The sequence below is a fragment of the Alteromonas sp. 4NH20-0104 genome (assembly GCF_057547795.1).
In genome coordinates, this window is record NZ_BAAJLP010000043.1 from 1 (window position 1) to 15,914 (window position 15,914).

At 47.6% G+C, this 15,914-nt stretch carries 12 protein-coding genes and 1 tRNA gene; all 13 read right to left on the bottom strand.

Features of this window, described 5'->3' with window-relative positions; genetic code table 11:
- Nucleotides 1-213 (bottom strand): GTP-binding protein (locus AC27IB_RS21790; protein WP_487123627.1); only part of this gene is annotated, 213 nt, incomplete at its 3' end.
- A gap of 63 nt (nucleotides 214-276) precedes the next feature.
- Nucleotides 277-2,373 (bottom strand): elongation factor G, encoded by a 2,097-nt coding sequence (gene fusA, locus AC27IB_RS21795; RefSeq protein WP_296048252.1) that lies wholly within the window; start codon nucleotides 2,371-2,373, stop codon nucleotides 277-279.
- A gap of 24 nt (nucleotides 2,374-2,397) precedes the next feature.
- A complete protein-coding gene (gene rpsG / locus AC27IB_RS21800; protein WP_070178456.1) occupies nucleotides 2,398-2,868 on the bottom strand; it encodes a 30S ribosomal protein S7 in 471 nt (156 codons plus the stop codon).
- 74 nt (nucleotides 2,869-2,942) lie between these two features.
- Nucleotides 2,943-3,317 (bottom strand): 30S ribosomal protein S12, encoded by a 375-nt coding sequence (gene rpsL, locus AC27IB_RS21805; RefSeq protein ID WP_032097755.1) that lies wholly within the window; start codon nucleotides 3,315-3,317, stop codon nucleotides 2,943-2,945.
- A gap of 305 nt (nucleotides 3,318-3,622) precedes the next feature.
- Entirely contained in the window at nucleotides 3,623-7,804 is a 4,182-nt protein-coding gene (gene rpoC / locus AC27IB_RS21810; RefSeq protein WP_296048263.1) for a DNA-directed RNA polymerase subunit beta', read from the bottom strand.
- 79 nt (nucleotides 7,805-7,883) lie between these two features.
- Nucleotides 7,884-11,912, bottom strand: coding sequence for a DNA-directed RNA polymerase subunit beta (gene rpoB, locus AC27IB_RS21815; RefSeq protein ID WP_296048316.1), 4,029 nt, complete (start codon nucleotides 11,910-11,912; stop codon nucleotides 7,884-7,886).
- 283 nt (nucleotides 11,913-12,195) lie between these two features.
- Nucleotides 12,196-12,570, bottom strand: a complete 375-nt coding sequence (rplL, locus tag AC27IB_RS21820) for a 50S ribosomal protein L7/L12 (RefSeq protein ID WP_296048265.1) — start codon at nucleotides 12,568-12,570, stop codon at nucleotides 12,196-12,198.
- A 57-nt stretch (nucleotides 12,571-12,627) separates the two neighbouring features.
- Complete coding sequence (rplJ, locus tag AC27IB_RS21825; protein WP_296048268.1) at nucleotides 12,628-13,146, bottom strand: 50S ribosomal protein L10; 519 nt, start codon at nucleotides 13,144-13,146, stop codon at nucleotides 12,628-12,630.
- Nucleotides 13,147-13,445: 299 nt separating this feature from the next.
- Nucleotides 13,446-14,141 carry a 50S ribosomal protein L1 gene (gene rplA / locus AC27IB_RS21830; protein ID WP_296048271.1) on the bottom strand — a complete coding sequence of 232 codons (696 nt, stop codon included), beginning with the start codon at nucleotides 14,139-14,141 and terminating at the stop codon, nucleotides 13,446-13,448.
- A gap of 4 nt (nucleotides 14,142-14,145) precedes the next feature.
- A complete protein-coding gene (gene rplK / locus AC27IB_RS21835; protein ID WP_073316563.1) occupies nucleotides 14,146-14,574 on the bottom strand; it encodes a 50S ribosomal protein L11 in 429 nt (142 codons plus the stop codon).
- A gap of 211 nt (nucleotides 14,575-14,785) precedes the next feature.
- Nucleotides 14,786-15,337, bottom strand: a complete 552-nt coding sequence (gene nusG / locus AC27IB_RS21840) for a transcription termination/antitermination protein NusG (protein ID WP_296048320.1) — start codon at nucleotides 15,335-15,337, stop codon at nucleotides 14,786-14,788.
- 12 nt (nucleotides 15,338-15,349) lie between these two features.
- On the bottom strand, nucleotides 15,350-15,727 hold the full coding sequence (gene secE, locus AC27IB_RS21845; protein WP_296048277.1) for a preprotein translocase subunit SecE: 378 nt from the start codon (nucleotides 15,725-15,727) through the stop codon (nucleotides 15,350-15,352).
- A gap of 72 nt (nucleotides 15,728-15,799) precedes the next feature.
- Nucleotides 15,800-15,876: transfer RNA gene (locus AC27IB_RS21850), tRNA-Trp, on the bottom strand.
- Between the last annotated feature and the right edge of the window lie 38 nt (nucleotides 15,877-15,914).

The window sequence follows — 15,914 nt, forward strand, 5'->3', positions numbered from 1 at the left end:
ATCATATTCTACGTGTGAAGTAGAGATGGTGATACCACGTGCTTTTTCTTCTGGAGCGTTATCGATTTGATCAAACGCCTGAGCCGAACCACCGTAAGTCTTTGCAAGAACAGTAGTGATTGCTGCAGTCAGAGTGGTTTTACCGTGGTCAACGTGGCCGATAGTACCCACGTTTACGTGGGGTTTCGACCGTTCAAACTTTTCTTTTGCCATTTTTCTCGTTTCCTAAGTTAAAAGTCCGCTCCAATAGCAGACCGGACCGAACCTTCAAATTTATTAGCTTCGTGCCTCAATGATTGCTTTCGCCACGTTATTAGGCGCTTCTGCATAGTTGAAGAACTCCATTGAATAGGAGGCGCGCCCCTGCGTAGCAGAACGCAGGTCAGTAGCATAACCGAACATTTCTGAAAGTGGCACCTTTGCCCGTACAATTTTTATACCGGCCACACCGTCTTCCATACCTTCAATCATACCACGGCGACGATTCAGGTCGCCAACAACGTCACCCATCCAGTCTTCCGGAGTGGTTACTTCAACGTTCATCGTGGGCTCCAGCAAAACAGGATTCGCCTCAGCGGCCCCTTTCTTAAAGCCCATTGAACCGGCGATCTTAAACGCCATTTCAGAAGAGTCAACATCATGGTAAGAACCGTCGAACAAAGTTACCTTTACATCGAGAACCGGGTAACCTGCCAGCACACCATTTTGCGTTTGCTCCTGAATACCTTTGTCCACCGAAGGAATAAACTCCTTTGGAATGACGCCGCCAACGATTTCGTTAACGAACTCATATCCAGCGCCTTCTTCGTTCGGCTCTATGCGCAGCCAGACGTGACCAAACTGGCCTCTACCACCTGACTGACGGACAAACTTGCCTTCGACTTCCACTTTTTTGCGGATAGTCTCGCGGTAAGCCACTTGTGGATTACCGACATTACATTCAACTTTAAATTCCCGCTTCATGCGGTCAACGATGATATCTAAGTGTAGCTCACCCATACCGGAAATGATGGTCTGCCCGGTTTCATCGTCAGTTTTCACGCGGAACGATGGATCTTCAGCTGCAAGCTTACTCAGAGCAATGCCCATTTTCTCCTGATCGGCCGTTGATTTCGGTTCTACGGCAATCGAGATTACCGGATCGGGGAATTCCATACGTTCAAGCGTAATCACATTGTTAGGATCGCACAGCGTGTCACCGGTAGTCACATCTTTCATACCGATGGCGGCAGCGATATCGCCTGCACGAACCTCTTTTAATTCCTCACGGTCTTTCGAGTGCATTTGCACAATTCGACCAAATCTTTCGCGCTTGCCTTTCACCGGATTGAACACCGTATCACCGGTATTCACTACGCCTGAGTAACAGCGGAAAAAGGTTAACGTACCCACGAATGGGTCAGTGGCGATCTTAAAGGCCAGTGCTGAGAATGGTTCGTCATCATCGGCGTGACGCTCACCTTCGCTATCATCCGGCAAAATACCCTTGATTGCAGGTACATCCATGGGTGCAGGCAAATAACGAACCACAGCATCGAGTACTGCCTGGACGCCTTTGTTCTTAAATGCACTACCACAGGTCGCTAACACAATCTCATTGTTTAGCGTACGAATGCGCAGACCTTCATGAATTTCGTCTTCAGTCAGTTCTGTGCCTTCTAAATACTTGTCCATTAACTCGTCGTTGGCTTCAGCCGCCGCTTCAATCATTTCAGAGCGGTATTGTTCGGCCTTGTCCATCAGATCCGCAGGGATCTCTTCGTAAGTAAAGGTCATGCCTTTATCTTCGGCGTTCCAGTTAATGGATTTCATCTTAATCAGGTCAATGACGCCGCTGAACTCTTCTTCAGCACCAATGTTAAGCTGAATCGGTACGCAGTTTGCGCCCAACCGCTTACGGATCTGACCAATGACCCGTTCGAAATCCGCTCCGGCACGGTCCATCTTATTGACGAAGACCATGCGCGGAACGTGATATTTATCCGCTTGTCGCCAAACGGTTTCTGATTGAGGCTCTACGCCTGAAGACCCACAAAATACTACTACCGCTCCATCCAGAACACGTAAAGAACGCTCTACCTCAATGGTAAAGTCAACGTGTCCGGGGGTGTCGATAATGTTGATGCGATGCTGATCAAACTGTTGCTGCATCCCGGCCCAGAAACAGGTAGTAGCGGCGGAAGTAATGGTAATTCCACGCTCTTGTTCCTGTTCCATCCAGTCCATGGTTGCTGCACCATCATGCACTTCACCAATTTTATGCGATAACCCGGTATAAAATAGCACGCGCTCGGTTGTTGTGGTTTTACCCGCATCAACGTGTGCAACAATGCCTATATTCCGATAGCGATCAATTGGGGTCTTACGCGACATACATCTCTCTCAGTTAAACGTTGATTACCAACGATAGTGTGCGAACGCTTTGTTCGCTTCGGCCATACGGTGAACGTCTTCACGTTTCTTAACCGCTGAACCTTTGTTGTCAGCTGCATCTAACATTTCGGCTGCAAGGCGTTGAGCCATTGACTTCTCGCCACGTTTACGTGCCGCTTCTACCATCCAACGCATACCTAATGCATTACGACGAACTGGACGTACTTCTACTGGAACCTGGTAAGTTGAACCACCAACGCGGCGAGACTTAACCTCTACAGTAGGACGAATGTTGTCCAGAGCTTCTTCGAATACATCTAAGTGTGCCTTGCCGGTTTTTTCAGCAACAATATCAAGCGCACCGTAAACGATTTTTTCTGCAATCGATTTCTTGCCGTCGAGCATTACGACATTCATGAATTTAGCAAGCAGCTGTGAACCAAATTTTGGTTCTGGTAGGATTTTACGTTGACCTACGACTCTTCTTCTTGGCATCTTCTATTCTCCGTGGAATTCAGGGATAACCCAAAACTCAATTAATTCAGTTTGGCCTTACTAACGGAGAACCGTTAAGACTTAGGCCGCTTGGCGCCGTACTTAGAACGGGCCTGTCTACGATCGTTTACGCCAGCGCAGTCAAGAGTACCGCGAACTGTGTGATAACGAACACCTGGCAAGTCTTTTACACGACCGCCACGGATAAGCACAACACTGTGCTCTTGCAGGTTGTGGCCTTCACCACCGATGTATGAAGAAACTTCAAAACCGTTGGTTAAACGCACACGACATACTTTACGAAGTGCTGAGTTTGGTTTCTTAGGCGTAGTGGTATATACACGAGTACATACACCACGTCTTTGCGGACAAGCTTGCAGGGCAGCAACGTTGCTTTTCTCAACGGGCTTTCTGCGTGGCTTGCGCACTAACTGGTTAACTGTTGCCATTAACTAGCTCCTGATTAAAAACTACAAAAACCCGGGCCTTTGTCCGGGTCGATTATTTACGACTTTTATCTCGTCGTCAGACCGTATGCTCGTTACGATCCCTGTGACATTGAATCTAAAAACCGTGCCCTGTGTAGATGGCTGATAAGCCTGCTACCATTTTTGGGTCGCGGAATATTAAAGATCAATGCCGGTGCTGTCAAGATGTACAAAGGTTAACCACAGAATAAACCGGTATTTAGCCTGTACAGATGACAAAATGGGGCACTACCTTGCGGTAGTGCCCCAATCTCTTTCTTAAGCGTTTATTCGTCTGACGATGAACTGTCAGAAGAAACTTCAGCGTTTAACGCTTCGGTCAGTGCCTGTTCAGCTTCCGCTGCAGACACAGACAACTCTGCGATTTCTTCGTGGCGACGCTGTGCACGTTTTTCGTGATAAGCGAAACCGGTACCGGCTGGGATCAGACGACCAACGATAACGTTTTCTTTCAGACCACGTAAATCGTCTTCTTTGCCCTGAACCGCAGCTTCGGTCAGTACGCGGGTAGTTTCCTGGAACGATGCTGCAGAGATGAAAGACTCTGTAGACAACGACGCTTTAGTGATACCCAGTAACTGGATTTCATACAGCGCAGGCAATTTGCCTTGTTTTTCCATTTCACGGTTCGCGATCTTAACCGCAGCCACTTCAACCTGCTCGCCTTCCAGGAATTGCGTATCGCCCGGAGCGGTAATCAAACACTTACGCAGCATCTGGCGAATAACTACCTCGATGTGCTTATCGTTAATTTTTACACCCTGCAGACGGTAAACTTCCTGAACTTCGTTCACGATGTAGTTAGATACCGCACTCACGCCACGCAGACGTAAGATGTCGTGTGGTGACTCAGGACCGTCAGCGATAACTTCGCCGCGTTCTACGTTCTCACCTTCGAACACGTTAAGCTGACGCCACTTTGGAATCATCTCTTCGTATGGGTCGCCATCTTTCGGCGTGATAACCAGACGTTTCTTACCTTTGGTTTCTTTACCAAAACCAATGGTACCTGAGACTTCAGCCAGGATTGCAGGCTCTTTAGGCTTACGCGCTTCAAACAGGTCAGCAACCCGTGGCAGACCACCGGTGATGTCACGTGTTTTCGAGCTTTCCTGAGGAATACGTGCCAGCACGTCACCTTCGTTAGCTACCTTGCCATCGGCTGCTTCAATGGTAGTAAAGCTTGGCAGACGGATTTCCTGAAGACCGAACTCATCGCTCTCAAGGATTAGCTTAGGCTCTTTAGAGTTAACCTTGGACAGGTCTTTAACCACAACACGGGTCAGACCGGTCAGCTCATCCTGCTGCATCTCAGTGTTTGAATCGTCGATATCAGCAAATGAGATCTTCGATGCACGCTCTACGATAATAGGGTGACTATGCGGATCCCAGTTAGCGACCACGTCGCCAGCCTGAACAGCAGCACCGTCATCAACGGTCAGCGTTGCACCGTAAGGTACTTTATAACGTTCTTTCTCACGTCCCTGCTCATCGGTCATGGTCAGTTCGGTTGAACGAGAAACAATAACCAGTTTACCGTCAGTGTTACGTACAAATTTAGCATTATGCAGTTTCAGGTTACCGGCTGTTTTAACCTGTACGCTGTTCTCTGCAGACGCTCTTGATGCCGCACCACCGATGTGGAACGTACGCATGGTAAGCTGGGTTCCCGGCTCACCGATTGACTGGGCAGCGATAACACCAACAGATTCACCTTTACCGACCATATGACCGCGAGCCAGGTCACGACCATAACAGTTGGCACAAACACCAAAGTCGTTTTCACAGGTGATAACTGAGCGAACCATGATTTGATCAACTGAATTAGCTTCAAGTAAATCTACCAGGGCTTCGTCAAGTAGCGTATTACGCTCAAGCAACACTTCATCAGTACCCGGGATGTAAACATCTTCGGCTACAACACGACCAAGCACTCGCTCACGCAGTGGTTCTACAACGTCACCACCTTCAATCAGCGGCGTCATCAGAACGCCGTCGAAAGTACCACAGTCTGAGTTAGTGATTACCAAATCCTGTGCTACATCAACCAGACGACGAGTCAGATAACCTGAGTTCGCAGTCTTAAGTGCTGTATCGGCAAGACCTTTACGCGCACCGTGAGTTGAGATGAAGTACTGTAGTACGTTCAGACCTTCGCGGAAGTTAGCCGTGATAGGTGTTTCGATGATTGAACCATCCGGTTTAGCCATCAGACCACGCATACCAGCAAGCTGACGAATCTGTGCGGCACTACCACGAGCACCGGAGTCGGCCATCATATAAACAGAGTTAAATGAGGCTTGCTCTTCTTCTTCGCCTTTAGCGTTGATAACCACGTCAGTTTTCAGGTTATCCATCATGGCTTTTGCTACTTTTTCGTTAGCATTTGACCAGATATCGATAACTTTGTTGTAACGTTCACCTGCTGTTACGAGACCGCTCTGGAACTGTTCCTGAATCTCAATAACTTCGGCTTCGGCCGCGTCGATAATTTCTTTCTTGGCATCCGGGATAACCATATCGTCGATACCAACAGACGCACCCGCGATCATCGCGTAATGGAAACCGGTATACATAATTTGGTCAGCCGCAATAACGGTATCTTTCAGACCAAGACGACGGTAACAGGCGTTAAGCAGACCAGAGATTTGCTTTTTACCCATTGCCTGGTTAATGATTTCAAAAGGCAGACCTTTTGGCAGAATCAGCGAGAAAATCGCACGACCAACAGTAGTGTCGGTCAGCGTCACTTTCTCGGTTTTAGAGCCGTCTTCTGCTACGTCGTATTCAGTAATACGCACTTTAACCCGTGAATGCAGTTCAGCGTTACCGGTACGGTAAGCCTTTTCAGCTTCGTGCGGGCTGGTAAAGACCATGCCTTCGCCCTGGCCGTTTACTTTATCACGAGTCAGGTAATACAGACCCAATACAACGTCCTGTGAAGGTACGATGATTGGCTCACCGTTCGCTGGCGACAGAATGTTATTCGTCGACATCATCAGCGCACGGGCTTCTAATTGTGCCTCAATGGTCAGTGGTACGTGTACCGCCATTTGGTCACCATCGAAGTCAGCGTTATAGGCCGCACACACCAGTGGGTGTAATTGGATCGCTTTACCTTCGATAAGGGTCGGTTCAAACGCCTGGATACCCAAACGGTGAAGGGTTGGTGCACGGTTTAACAGTACCGGGTGTTCACGGATAACTTCGTCCAGAACGTCCCATACTTCCGGCGCTTCGCGCTCTACCAGCTTCTTAGCCGCTTTAATAGTAGTGGCTAAACCACGGCCTTCTAATTTGCCATAGATAAACGGCTTGAACAGTTCAAGGGCCATTTTCTTAGGCAGACCACACTGGTGTAAACGCAGTGTAGGACCAACGGTAATTACAGAACGGCCTGAGTAGTCAACACGCTTACCCAGCAGGTTCTGACGGAAACGACCTTGCTTACCTTTAATCATGTCAGCAAGCGATTTCAGAGGACGTTTATTAGAACCGGTGATAGCGCGGCCACGACGACCGTTATCCAGTAGCGCATCGACCGCTTCCTGCAACATACGTTTTTCGTTACGCACGATGATGTCAGGTGCCGCCAGGTCTAACAGACGCTTCAGACGGTTGTTACGGTTGATAACACGACGGTATAAATCGTTCAGGTCAGAGGTTGCAAAACGGCCACCGTCCAGAGGAACCAGAGGACGTAAATCCGGTGGTAATACTGGCAATACGGTCATGATCATCCACTCTGGCTTGTTGCCAGACTGTTGGAATGATTCAAGCAGTTTCAAACGCTTGGTGATCTTCTTACGCTTGGTTTCAGAGTTGATCGATGGCAACTCTTCACGCATAGACGCAACATCAGCATCCACGTCAAGGTGCTTAAGCAGATCAAATACTGCTTCGGCGCCCATCTTCGCTTCAAATTCGTCACCGTGCTCTTCTAATGAATCAAGGTATTCTTCTTCACTCAGCAGTTGACTACGCTCAAGGGTAGTCATACCAGGCTCAGTAACAACGAATGATTCGAAGTACAGTACGCGCTCGATATCACGCAAAGTCATATCCAGCATCAGACCGATACGAGACGGCAGAGATTTCAGGAACCAAATGTGTGCAACCGGGCTGGCCAGTTCAATGTGACCCATACGCTCTCGACGTACTTTAGTCAGGGTAACTTCAACACCACATTTTTCACAGATAACACCACGGTGCTTCAGGCGCTTATACTTACCGCACAGACACTCGTAGTCTTTAACCGGACCAAAGATTCGCGCACAAAAAAGACCGTCACGCTCAGGCTTGAACGTACGGTAGTTAATGGTTTCAGGTTTCTTAACTTCACCAAAAGACCATGAACGAATCATGTCTGGTGAGGCAAGACCAATGCGAATATTATCGAATTCTTCAGTCTTGTTTTGTTGTTTTAGAAACTTTAATAAGTCTTTCACAATACTCTCCCGGCGGAGTCAGTCTCTATGGCCCGGTTACCCGGGCCAACTCAATCAATTATGGCAACAAACGGCCTGCTTAGTTTTCTTCCAGCTCGATATTGATACCGAGTGAGCGGATTTCTTTAAGCAGTACGTTGAAGGACTCAGGCATGCCTGGTTCCATTCTGTGATCGCCATCAACGATGTTCTTGTACATTTTGGTACGACCGTTAACGTCATCAGACTTAACAGTAAGCATTTCCTGCAGGGTGTACGCAGCACCGTATGCTTCCAGTGCCCACACTTCCATCTCTCCGAAGCGCTGACCACCGAACTGTGCTTTACCACCCAGCGGCTGCTGAGTCACCAGGCTGTAAGAACCGGTTGAACGCGCGTGCATCTTGTCGTCAACCAAGTGGTTCAGTTTCAGCATGTACATATAACCAACGGTAACCGGACGTTCGAATTCACGACCCGTACGACCATCAAACAGGGTAATTTGCCCGCTCTCTGGAATATCCGCCAGTTTCAACATCGCTTTGATTTCAGCTTCACGTGCGCCGTCGAATACCGGCGTAGCAATCGGAACACCCTTACGCAGGTTGTCGGCTAAACGCAGTACTTCATGGTCAGTAAATGTGCCGATATCGACTTGTTTCGGGTTATCACCCAAATCGTACACTTCTTGCAGGAAGCCACGCAGTTTCTGCAGTTCTTCTTGCTCTTTCAGCATACGGTCGATCTTAACGCCCAGACCATGCGCAGCCATACCTAAGTGCGTTTCAAGGATCTGACCGATGTTCATCCGCGACGGTACACCCAGTGGGTTCAGTACGATGTCTACCGGCGTACCGTTTTCATCGTATGGCATATCTTCAACCGGAATTACGGTAGAGATAACACCTTTGTTACCGTGACGACCTGCCATCTTGTCACCAGGCTGGATATGACGCTTAACAGCCAGGTAAACCTTAACGATCTTCAGTACACCTGGAGCCAGGTCATCGCCTTGAGTGATCTTGCGACGCTTAACTTCAAATTTCTTATCGAAATCAGCTTTGATTTCGTCGTGCTGGGCACCGATTTGATCTAAATCGCTCTGCAGATCAACATCTGACAGTGGGATATCAAACCATTTTTCACGCGGCATGCTGTCAAGCTTAGCTTGCTCAACGCCTGCTTTAAGCAGCAGGTTAGCAGCACGTGCGAAGATGCCGTCGGCCAGGATATTGAATTCGTCAGACAGGTCTTTCTTAACCTGACGTAACTGCATGTCTTCAATTTCTAGGGCACGCTTGTCTTTTTCTACGCCATCACGGGTGAACACCTGAACGTCGATAACCGTGCCGTGTACAGAGTTTGGTACACGTAATGAGGTATCTTTAACGTCAGAGGCTTTTTCACCAAAGATAGCACGTAACAGTTTTTCTTCCGGCGTCAGCTGGGTTTCGCCTTTAGGCGTTACCTTACCTACCAGAATGTCACCACCCTTCACTTCTGCACCGATGTATACAACGCCGGATTCATCCAACTTGCTCAGCGCAGACTCACCTACGTTTGGAATATCAGAAGAAATTTCTTCTGGCCCTAACTTGGTGTCACGAGCGATACAGCTCAGTTCCTGAATGTGGATCGTTGTAAAACGGTCTTCCTGAGCAACACGCTCAGAGATCAGGATCGAGTCTTCGAAGTTGTAACCGTTCCAAGGCATGAAAGCGATGCGCATGTTCTGACCAAGGGCCAGGTCACCTAAATCCGTAGACGGACCATCAGCCAGTACATCGCCTGCTACAATCGGGTCACCGACGCTACAGGTAGGACGCTGGTTAATACAGGTGTTCTGGTTAGAACGGGTATATTTGTTCAGGTTGTAAATGTCGATACCTGCTTCACCAGCAAACATCTCATCTTCGTCAACCTTTACCACGATACGGCTGGCGTCAACGTAATCGATAACACCACCACGCTTGGCAACAACAGTAACACCTGAGTCGACAGCGATGGTTCTTTCCATACCGGTACCAACCAGTGGCTTATCAGCACGCAGAGTAGGTACTGCCTGACGTTGCATGTTAGCACCCATCAAGGCACGGTTAGCATCATCGTGTTCCAGGAACGGGATAATGCTGGCAGCAATCGAAACGATTTGCTGTGGTGAAACGTCCATGTATTTGATGTCTTCTTTAGGCATCAAAGTGGTTTCACCACGGTGACGACATGGGATCAGGTCATCAACCAGTTCCATACCTTCAGTCAATGCGACGTTTGCCTGCGCAATCGCGAACTGACCTTCTTCAATCGCCGATAAATAATCAATTTCATCAGATACCACGCCATCGACAATGCGACGGAATGGGGTTTCAAGGAAACCAAAGTCATTGGTACGGGCAAAGCTCGCCAATGAGTTAATCAAACCGATGTTTGGACCTTCAGGGGTTTCGATTGGACACAGACGACCGTAGTGCGTCGGGTGTACGTCTCGAACCTCAAAGCCTGCACGTTCACGAGTTAGACCACCCGGGCCTAAGGCAGAAATCCGACGCTTATGCGTTACTTCTGACAGCGGGTTGTTCTGATCCATAAACTGAGACAGCTGTGAAGAACCAAAGAATTCTTTAACCGCAGCAGAAATCGGCTTAGCGTTGATCAGGTCCTGTGGCATTACGCTGTCAAGGTCACCCAGAGACAGACGTTCTTTCACTGCACGCTCAACACGAACCAAACCTACACGGAATTGATTCTCAGCCATTTCGCCTACTGAACGAATACGACGGTTACCTAAGTGGTCGATATCGTCCACTTCATCTTTACCGTCACGGATCAGGATCAGCTGCTTCATAACATCAACGATGTCTTGCTTATCCAGCGTACCAGAACCTACCAGTTCTTCACGGCCTAAACGGCGGTTGAACTTCATGCGGCCTACTGAAGACAGATCGTAACGTTCATCAGAGAAGAACAGGTTGTCGAACAGCGTTTCTGCAGCATCTTTTGTAGGTGGTTCACCAGGACGCATCATACGGTAGATTTCTACCAGTGCTTCCAGGCGATTCGTCGAGCTGTCGATACGCAGGGTATCCGAAATATATGAACCGTGATCCAGTTCGTTAATGTACAGAGTGGTAAACTCTTTGATACCTGCCTGGCTTAATGCAGCCAGTGTCTCAAGCGTCACTTCGTCGTTAGCACTTACCAGTACTTCGCCGGTCTCTTCGTTAATATAGCTTTCGCCATAAACACGACCTGCCAGATATTCAACCGGTACTTCAAGCTCGGTAACACCGGCCTTTTCTAAAGCACGGGTATGACGGGCAGAAATTCGACGACCGGATTCAACCAGTACGTTACCTTCACCATCAAGAATATCAAACTGAGCAGTTTCACCACGCAGACGATCAGGAACCACTTCCATCATCATCTTGTTATCGGCGATGCGTACCTGAACTTTTTCGAAGAAAGTATCCAGAATCTCTTCGGTGGTCATTTCCAACGCACGTAAGATAATGGTTGCAGGCAACTTACGGCGACGGTCGATACGGACAAACAGGTTATCTTTCGGGTCAAACTCGAAGTCTAACCACGACCCACGGTAAGGGATTACACGTGCGTTATAAAGTACTTTACCTGAAGAGTGCGTTTTACCTTTGTCGTGATCGTAGAACACGCCAGGAGAACGGTGCAGCTGAGAAACGATAACACGCTCGGTTCCATTAATGACGAACGTACCGTTCTCTGTCATTAACGGGATCTCACCCATGTACACTTCTTGTTCTTTAATGTCTTTTACAGTACCAGGTGCTGCTTCTTTATCGAATAATACCAGGCGCAGTTTCACTCTTAACGGCGCGGAGAAGGTTACGCCTCGGATTTGACATTCTTTAACGTCAAATACCGGTTCGCCAAGGCGATAACTAACATATTGTAATTCTGAATTGCCAGAGTAACTTTTTATTGGAAAAACAGAGCGGAATGCTGCTTCCAAACCATATTGACCATCCGGATCGATATCAATAAATTTCTTGAAAGAATCTAGCTGGATTGAAAGAAGGTATGGAATTTCCAATACCTGTGGGCGTTTGCCAAAATCCTTACGGATACGTTTCTTTTCGCTATAAGAGTAAACCATGGGTTCCTCAGCCTGCTGATTTTTGACCCAACCTGTTGTCATAACACTTTTCGACAACAAACTTCCAGTACCCTTTCACAGGGAACAATCAGATAGCATACACCAAAAATTAGCCAATTTTTAGTTAACTTGTTGGTTTATTGCTAAATAAATTATTCACAGTGGTGGCGCATGGTGTGTACAGACAAGGGTAATAAACCGTACACCCTACAGCGCAAAAAGGCTGGTGGTTAAAAAAACCACCAGCCTATGCCATTTCTGGCAAGCAATCTGCTAGTGCAGATTACTTAATTTCAACTTCTGCACCAGCTTCTTCAAGCTCTTTTTTCAGTGCTTCAGCTTCTTCTTTGCTTACGCCTTCTTTGATAGCTTTAGGAGCAGATTCAACTACTTCTTTCGCTTCTTTCAGACCTAAGCCAGTCGCGCCGCGAACTGCTTTGATTACTGCAACTTTGTTGCCACCGAATGAAGTCATAACAACGTCAAATTCAGTTTGCTCTTCTGCAGCAGCTGCTTCACCAGCTACAGCAGGACCAGCAACTGCAACAGCAGCAGCAGATACGTTGAATTTTTCTTCAGCTGCTTCGATCAGTTCAACCAGTTCCATTACTGGCATTTCAGCGATCGCGTTTAAGATATCTTCTTTAGTTAGAGCCATTTTCTCTAAACTCCTGGGATTAAAATGTTAAAAAAATCAATATGCCAAAAACGCCAATTACTTGGTGTCTTTGACCGCCGCCAATACGCGCACAAACTTGCCTGGAACTTCGTTGATAGTACGAACGAATTTCTCGGCAGGTGCTTTGAAGGTTGCAAGTAATTTCGCAAGCGCTTCGTCGCGGGTAGGCAGAGACGCTACTGCATCCAGTTTTTCTGGACCAAGCAGACCACTACCAATTGAAAGTGCAGTAACTTTCAGCTTGTCATTGGTTTTACCGAAGTCTTTAAAAAGACGCGCTGCACCGCCAGGTGCATCGATAGAGAAACCATAGATAAGCGGGCCAGTTAAGGCGCTTTCTAAATCTGAAAATTTGCTTTCTGATAACGCACGTCTTGCCAGAGTATTACGTACAACCTTCAGGTATACGCCTTGCTCACGGGCTTTAACGCGCAGGTCAGTCAGATCTGCAACTTCCATCCCACGGTATTCAGCAACGGCTACGGATAGAGCGCGAGATGCAACTTCGGAAACCTCTGCTACGATCTCTTTTTTTGCTGCTAAACCTAGTGCCACTGAGTTCACCTCTTAAAATCTGATTAAGCAAAAAGAATTACCTAATCAGGGTTCACAGATTGATGACTTCACCAATTGAAGCCACCGCTCTACGGTGTTTGTTATCCCAGAGAGTCTGAGTTCAAACCACCGTCTGCGCAGGCTGGTCGATTAAGTAACGCATTGAATGTAAAAGTTCTCTTACCTCTTTTACTGCGTTACACCTGCGGTCTAGGACGGGAGCCAAAATTCGCTTTGCGAGATAATGGCTCCAACCCAAAACCGAAGAGAATGCCGGTTAAATTAACCAGCAAGGGGCATTACTGACCTACGGTCGCCTTATCAACAGAAACGCCGGCGCCCATAGTGGTGCTCAGACTAACTTTCTTGATGTAAGTACCTTTAGCAGAAGAAGGCTTAGCTTTCTTCAGTGCTTCCAGTAATGCTTCTAAGTTTTCCTGGATTTGATTGGCTTCAAAAGCAATCTTACCAATGCTGGCGTGGATGATACCGTTCTTATCATTACGGTAGCGAACCTGACCAGCTTTTGCGTTTTTAACCGCAGTAGCTACGTCTGGTGTTACAGTACCAGTCTTAGGGTTAGGCATCAGACCACGTGGACCTAAGATTTGGCCTAACTGACCAACAACGCGCATTGCGTCAGGGCTGGCTACTACTACGTCAAAGTTCATTTCGCCTTTCTTAACCTGTTCTGCCAGGTCATCCATACCAACGATGTCGGCACCGGCTTCTTTAGCCGCTTCAGCGTTTGCACCCTGAGTGAATACTGCAACGCGAACTTCTTTACCAGTACCGTTAGGCAGTACAGTTGCACCACGGACGTTTTGGTCAGATTTCTTTGCGTCGATACCCAGATTGATAGCAACGTCTACGCTTTCTGCAAAGTTAGCAGTCGCCAGTTCTTTCAGTAGTGCTAACGCTTCAGAGATATCATACTCTTTGGTCGCATCAACTTTTTCACGAATTAAACGTGCGCGTTTAGTTAATTTAGCCATTCGATTAACCCTCTACCTTCAAGCCCATTGAGCGAGCAGAACCCGCAATTGTACGTACTGCAGCGTCCAGGTCAGCAGCTGTCAGATCCGGCTCTTTAGTCTTGGCAATTTCTTCCAATTGAGCACGGGTAACAGTACCCACTTTCTCAGTGTTAGGACGGCCAGAACCGCTCTTGATACCAGCCGCTTTTTTCAGCAGGTATGAAGCAGGAGGCGTTTTGGTTTCGAATGTGAAAGAGCGGTCTTCGTAAACAGTAATTTCTACTGGTACTGGAGCGCCTTTCTCAAGACTTTCGGTTTTTGCGTTGAAAGCCTTACAGAATTCCATGATGTTCACACCATGTTGACCTAATGCAGGACCAACTGGTGGAGAAGGGTTAGCAGCACCGGCTGCAACCTGAAGCTTAATTAAGCCTGTTACTTTTTTAGCCATTTTAAATGCTCTCGTTAATGGGTCAAACGCCTTGCAGATATCGAGATTATCCGCTCAATCGGCTCCCCGGTTCCAATAAAAGGGGCGCGAATTATAGGCTAACAAATAGCCTGATGCAACCTCTTGTGCAAATTTGTTTTTTATAGATTACATAAAAACAAAAAAGCCTCACTGCCATACGGCAATAAGGCTTTGGGTATGTCTTTGCTCTTTAACCTTTCTCGACCTGACTGAATTCCAGCTCGACCGGTGTTGAACGACCAAAAATAAGTACCGATACTTTTACGCGGCTTTTTTCGTAGTCTACTTCTTCTACCACACCATTGAAGTCGGCAAAAGGACCATCGATAACGCGAACCACTTCGCCCGGTTCGAACAACGTTTTTGGCTTTGGCTTATCCACCGACTCTTCAAGACGGTTAAGAATTGCATCCGCTTCACGCTGGGAAATTGGCATTGGGCGATCAGAGGTGCCGCCAATGAAGCCCAGTACCCGCGGTACACTTTTCACTAAGTGCCACGAATCTTCGTTCATTTCCATCTCTACCAGCACATAACCCGGATAGAATTTACGCTCCGATTTACGCTTCTGGCCTGCACGCATTTCAACCACTTCTTCAGTAGGTACCAATACCTGACCGAAATAGTCTTCCATTTCATGCATTTTGATGTATTCAAGCAGGGTTTTCTTAACACGAGACTCGTACTGAGAATAAGCTTGTACAACGTACCAACGTTTTTTTGGTTTGTTCTCTTCAGTCATGTCAGTCATGCCTTATGCTCCAATACCCGTAATCAATCCAACTACCCAAACCAGAATACCATCAAGGCCCCACAGTAACAGTGCAGCAATAACGGTTGCCGCCAGTACAATCAGGGTTGTTTGGTTCAGTTCCTGACGCGATGGCCATACTACTTTGCGTACTTCCATACGTGAATCTTTAGCAAATGTCAGAAACGCGTTACCTTTCACTGTGGTGGCAGCAACAAAACCTGCAATTGCCACACCGGCTACGGCGCCGAGCGCGCGATATAACACTGACAACTCACCATACACATAGTTAGCTGTAATCACACCGGCCAATAAGGCAAACACAATCAGCCACTTAAGTAAGTCCATTGGATTGGATGGATTTTCCGTTTTTTCGCTCATTTCACGACCCTAGCAATACGGCATATTTCAGTTGCCCGGAGTAATAAACTCTTACGCGCAACCAGATTAATCTGGCAGGGGTGGAGGGACTCGAACCCCCAACCATCGGTTTTGGAGACCGCTGTTCTACCAATTCGAACTACACCCCTAAACTCTTCTTTTACGAAGAATAACTACCAGCCTCACG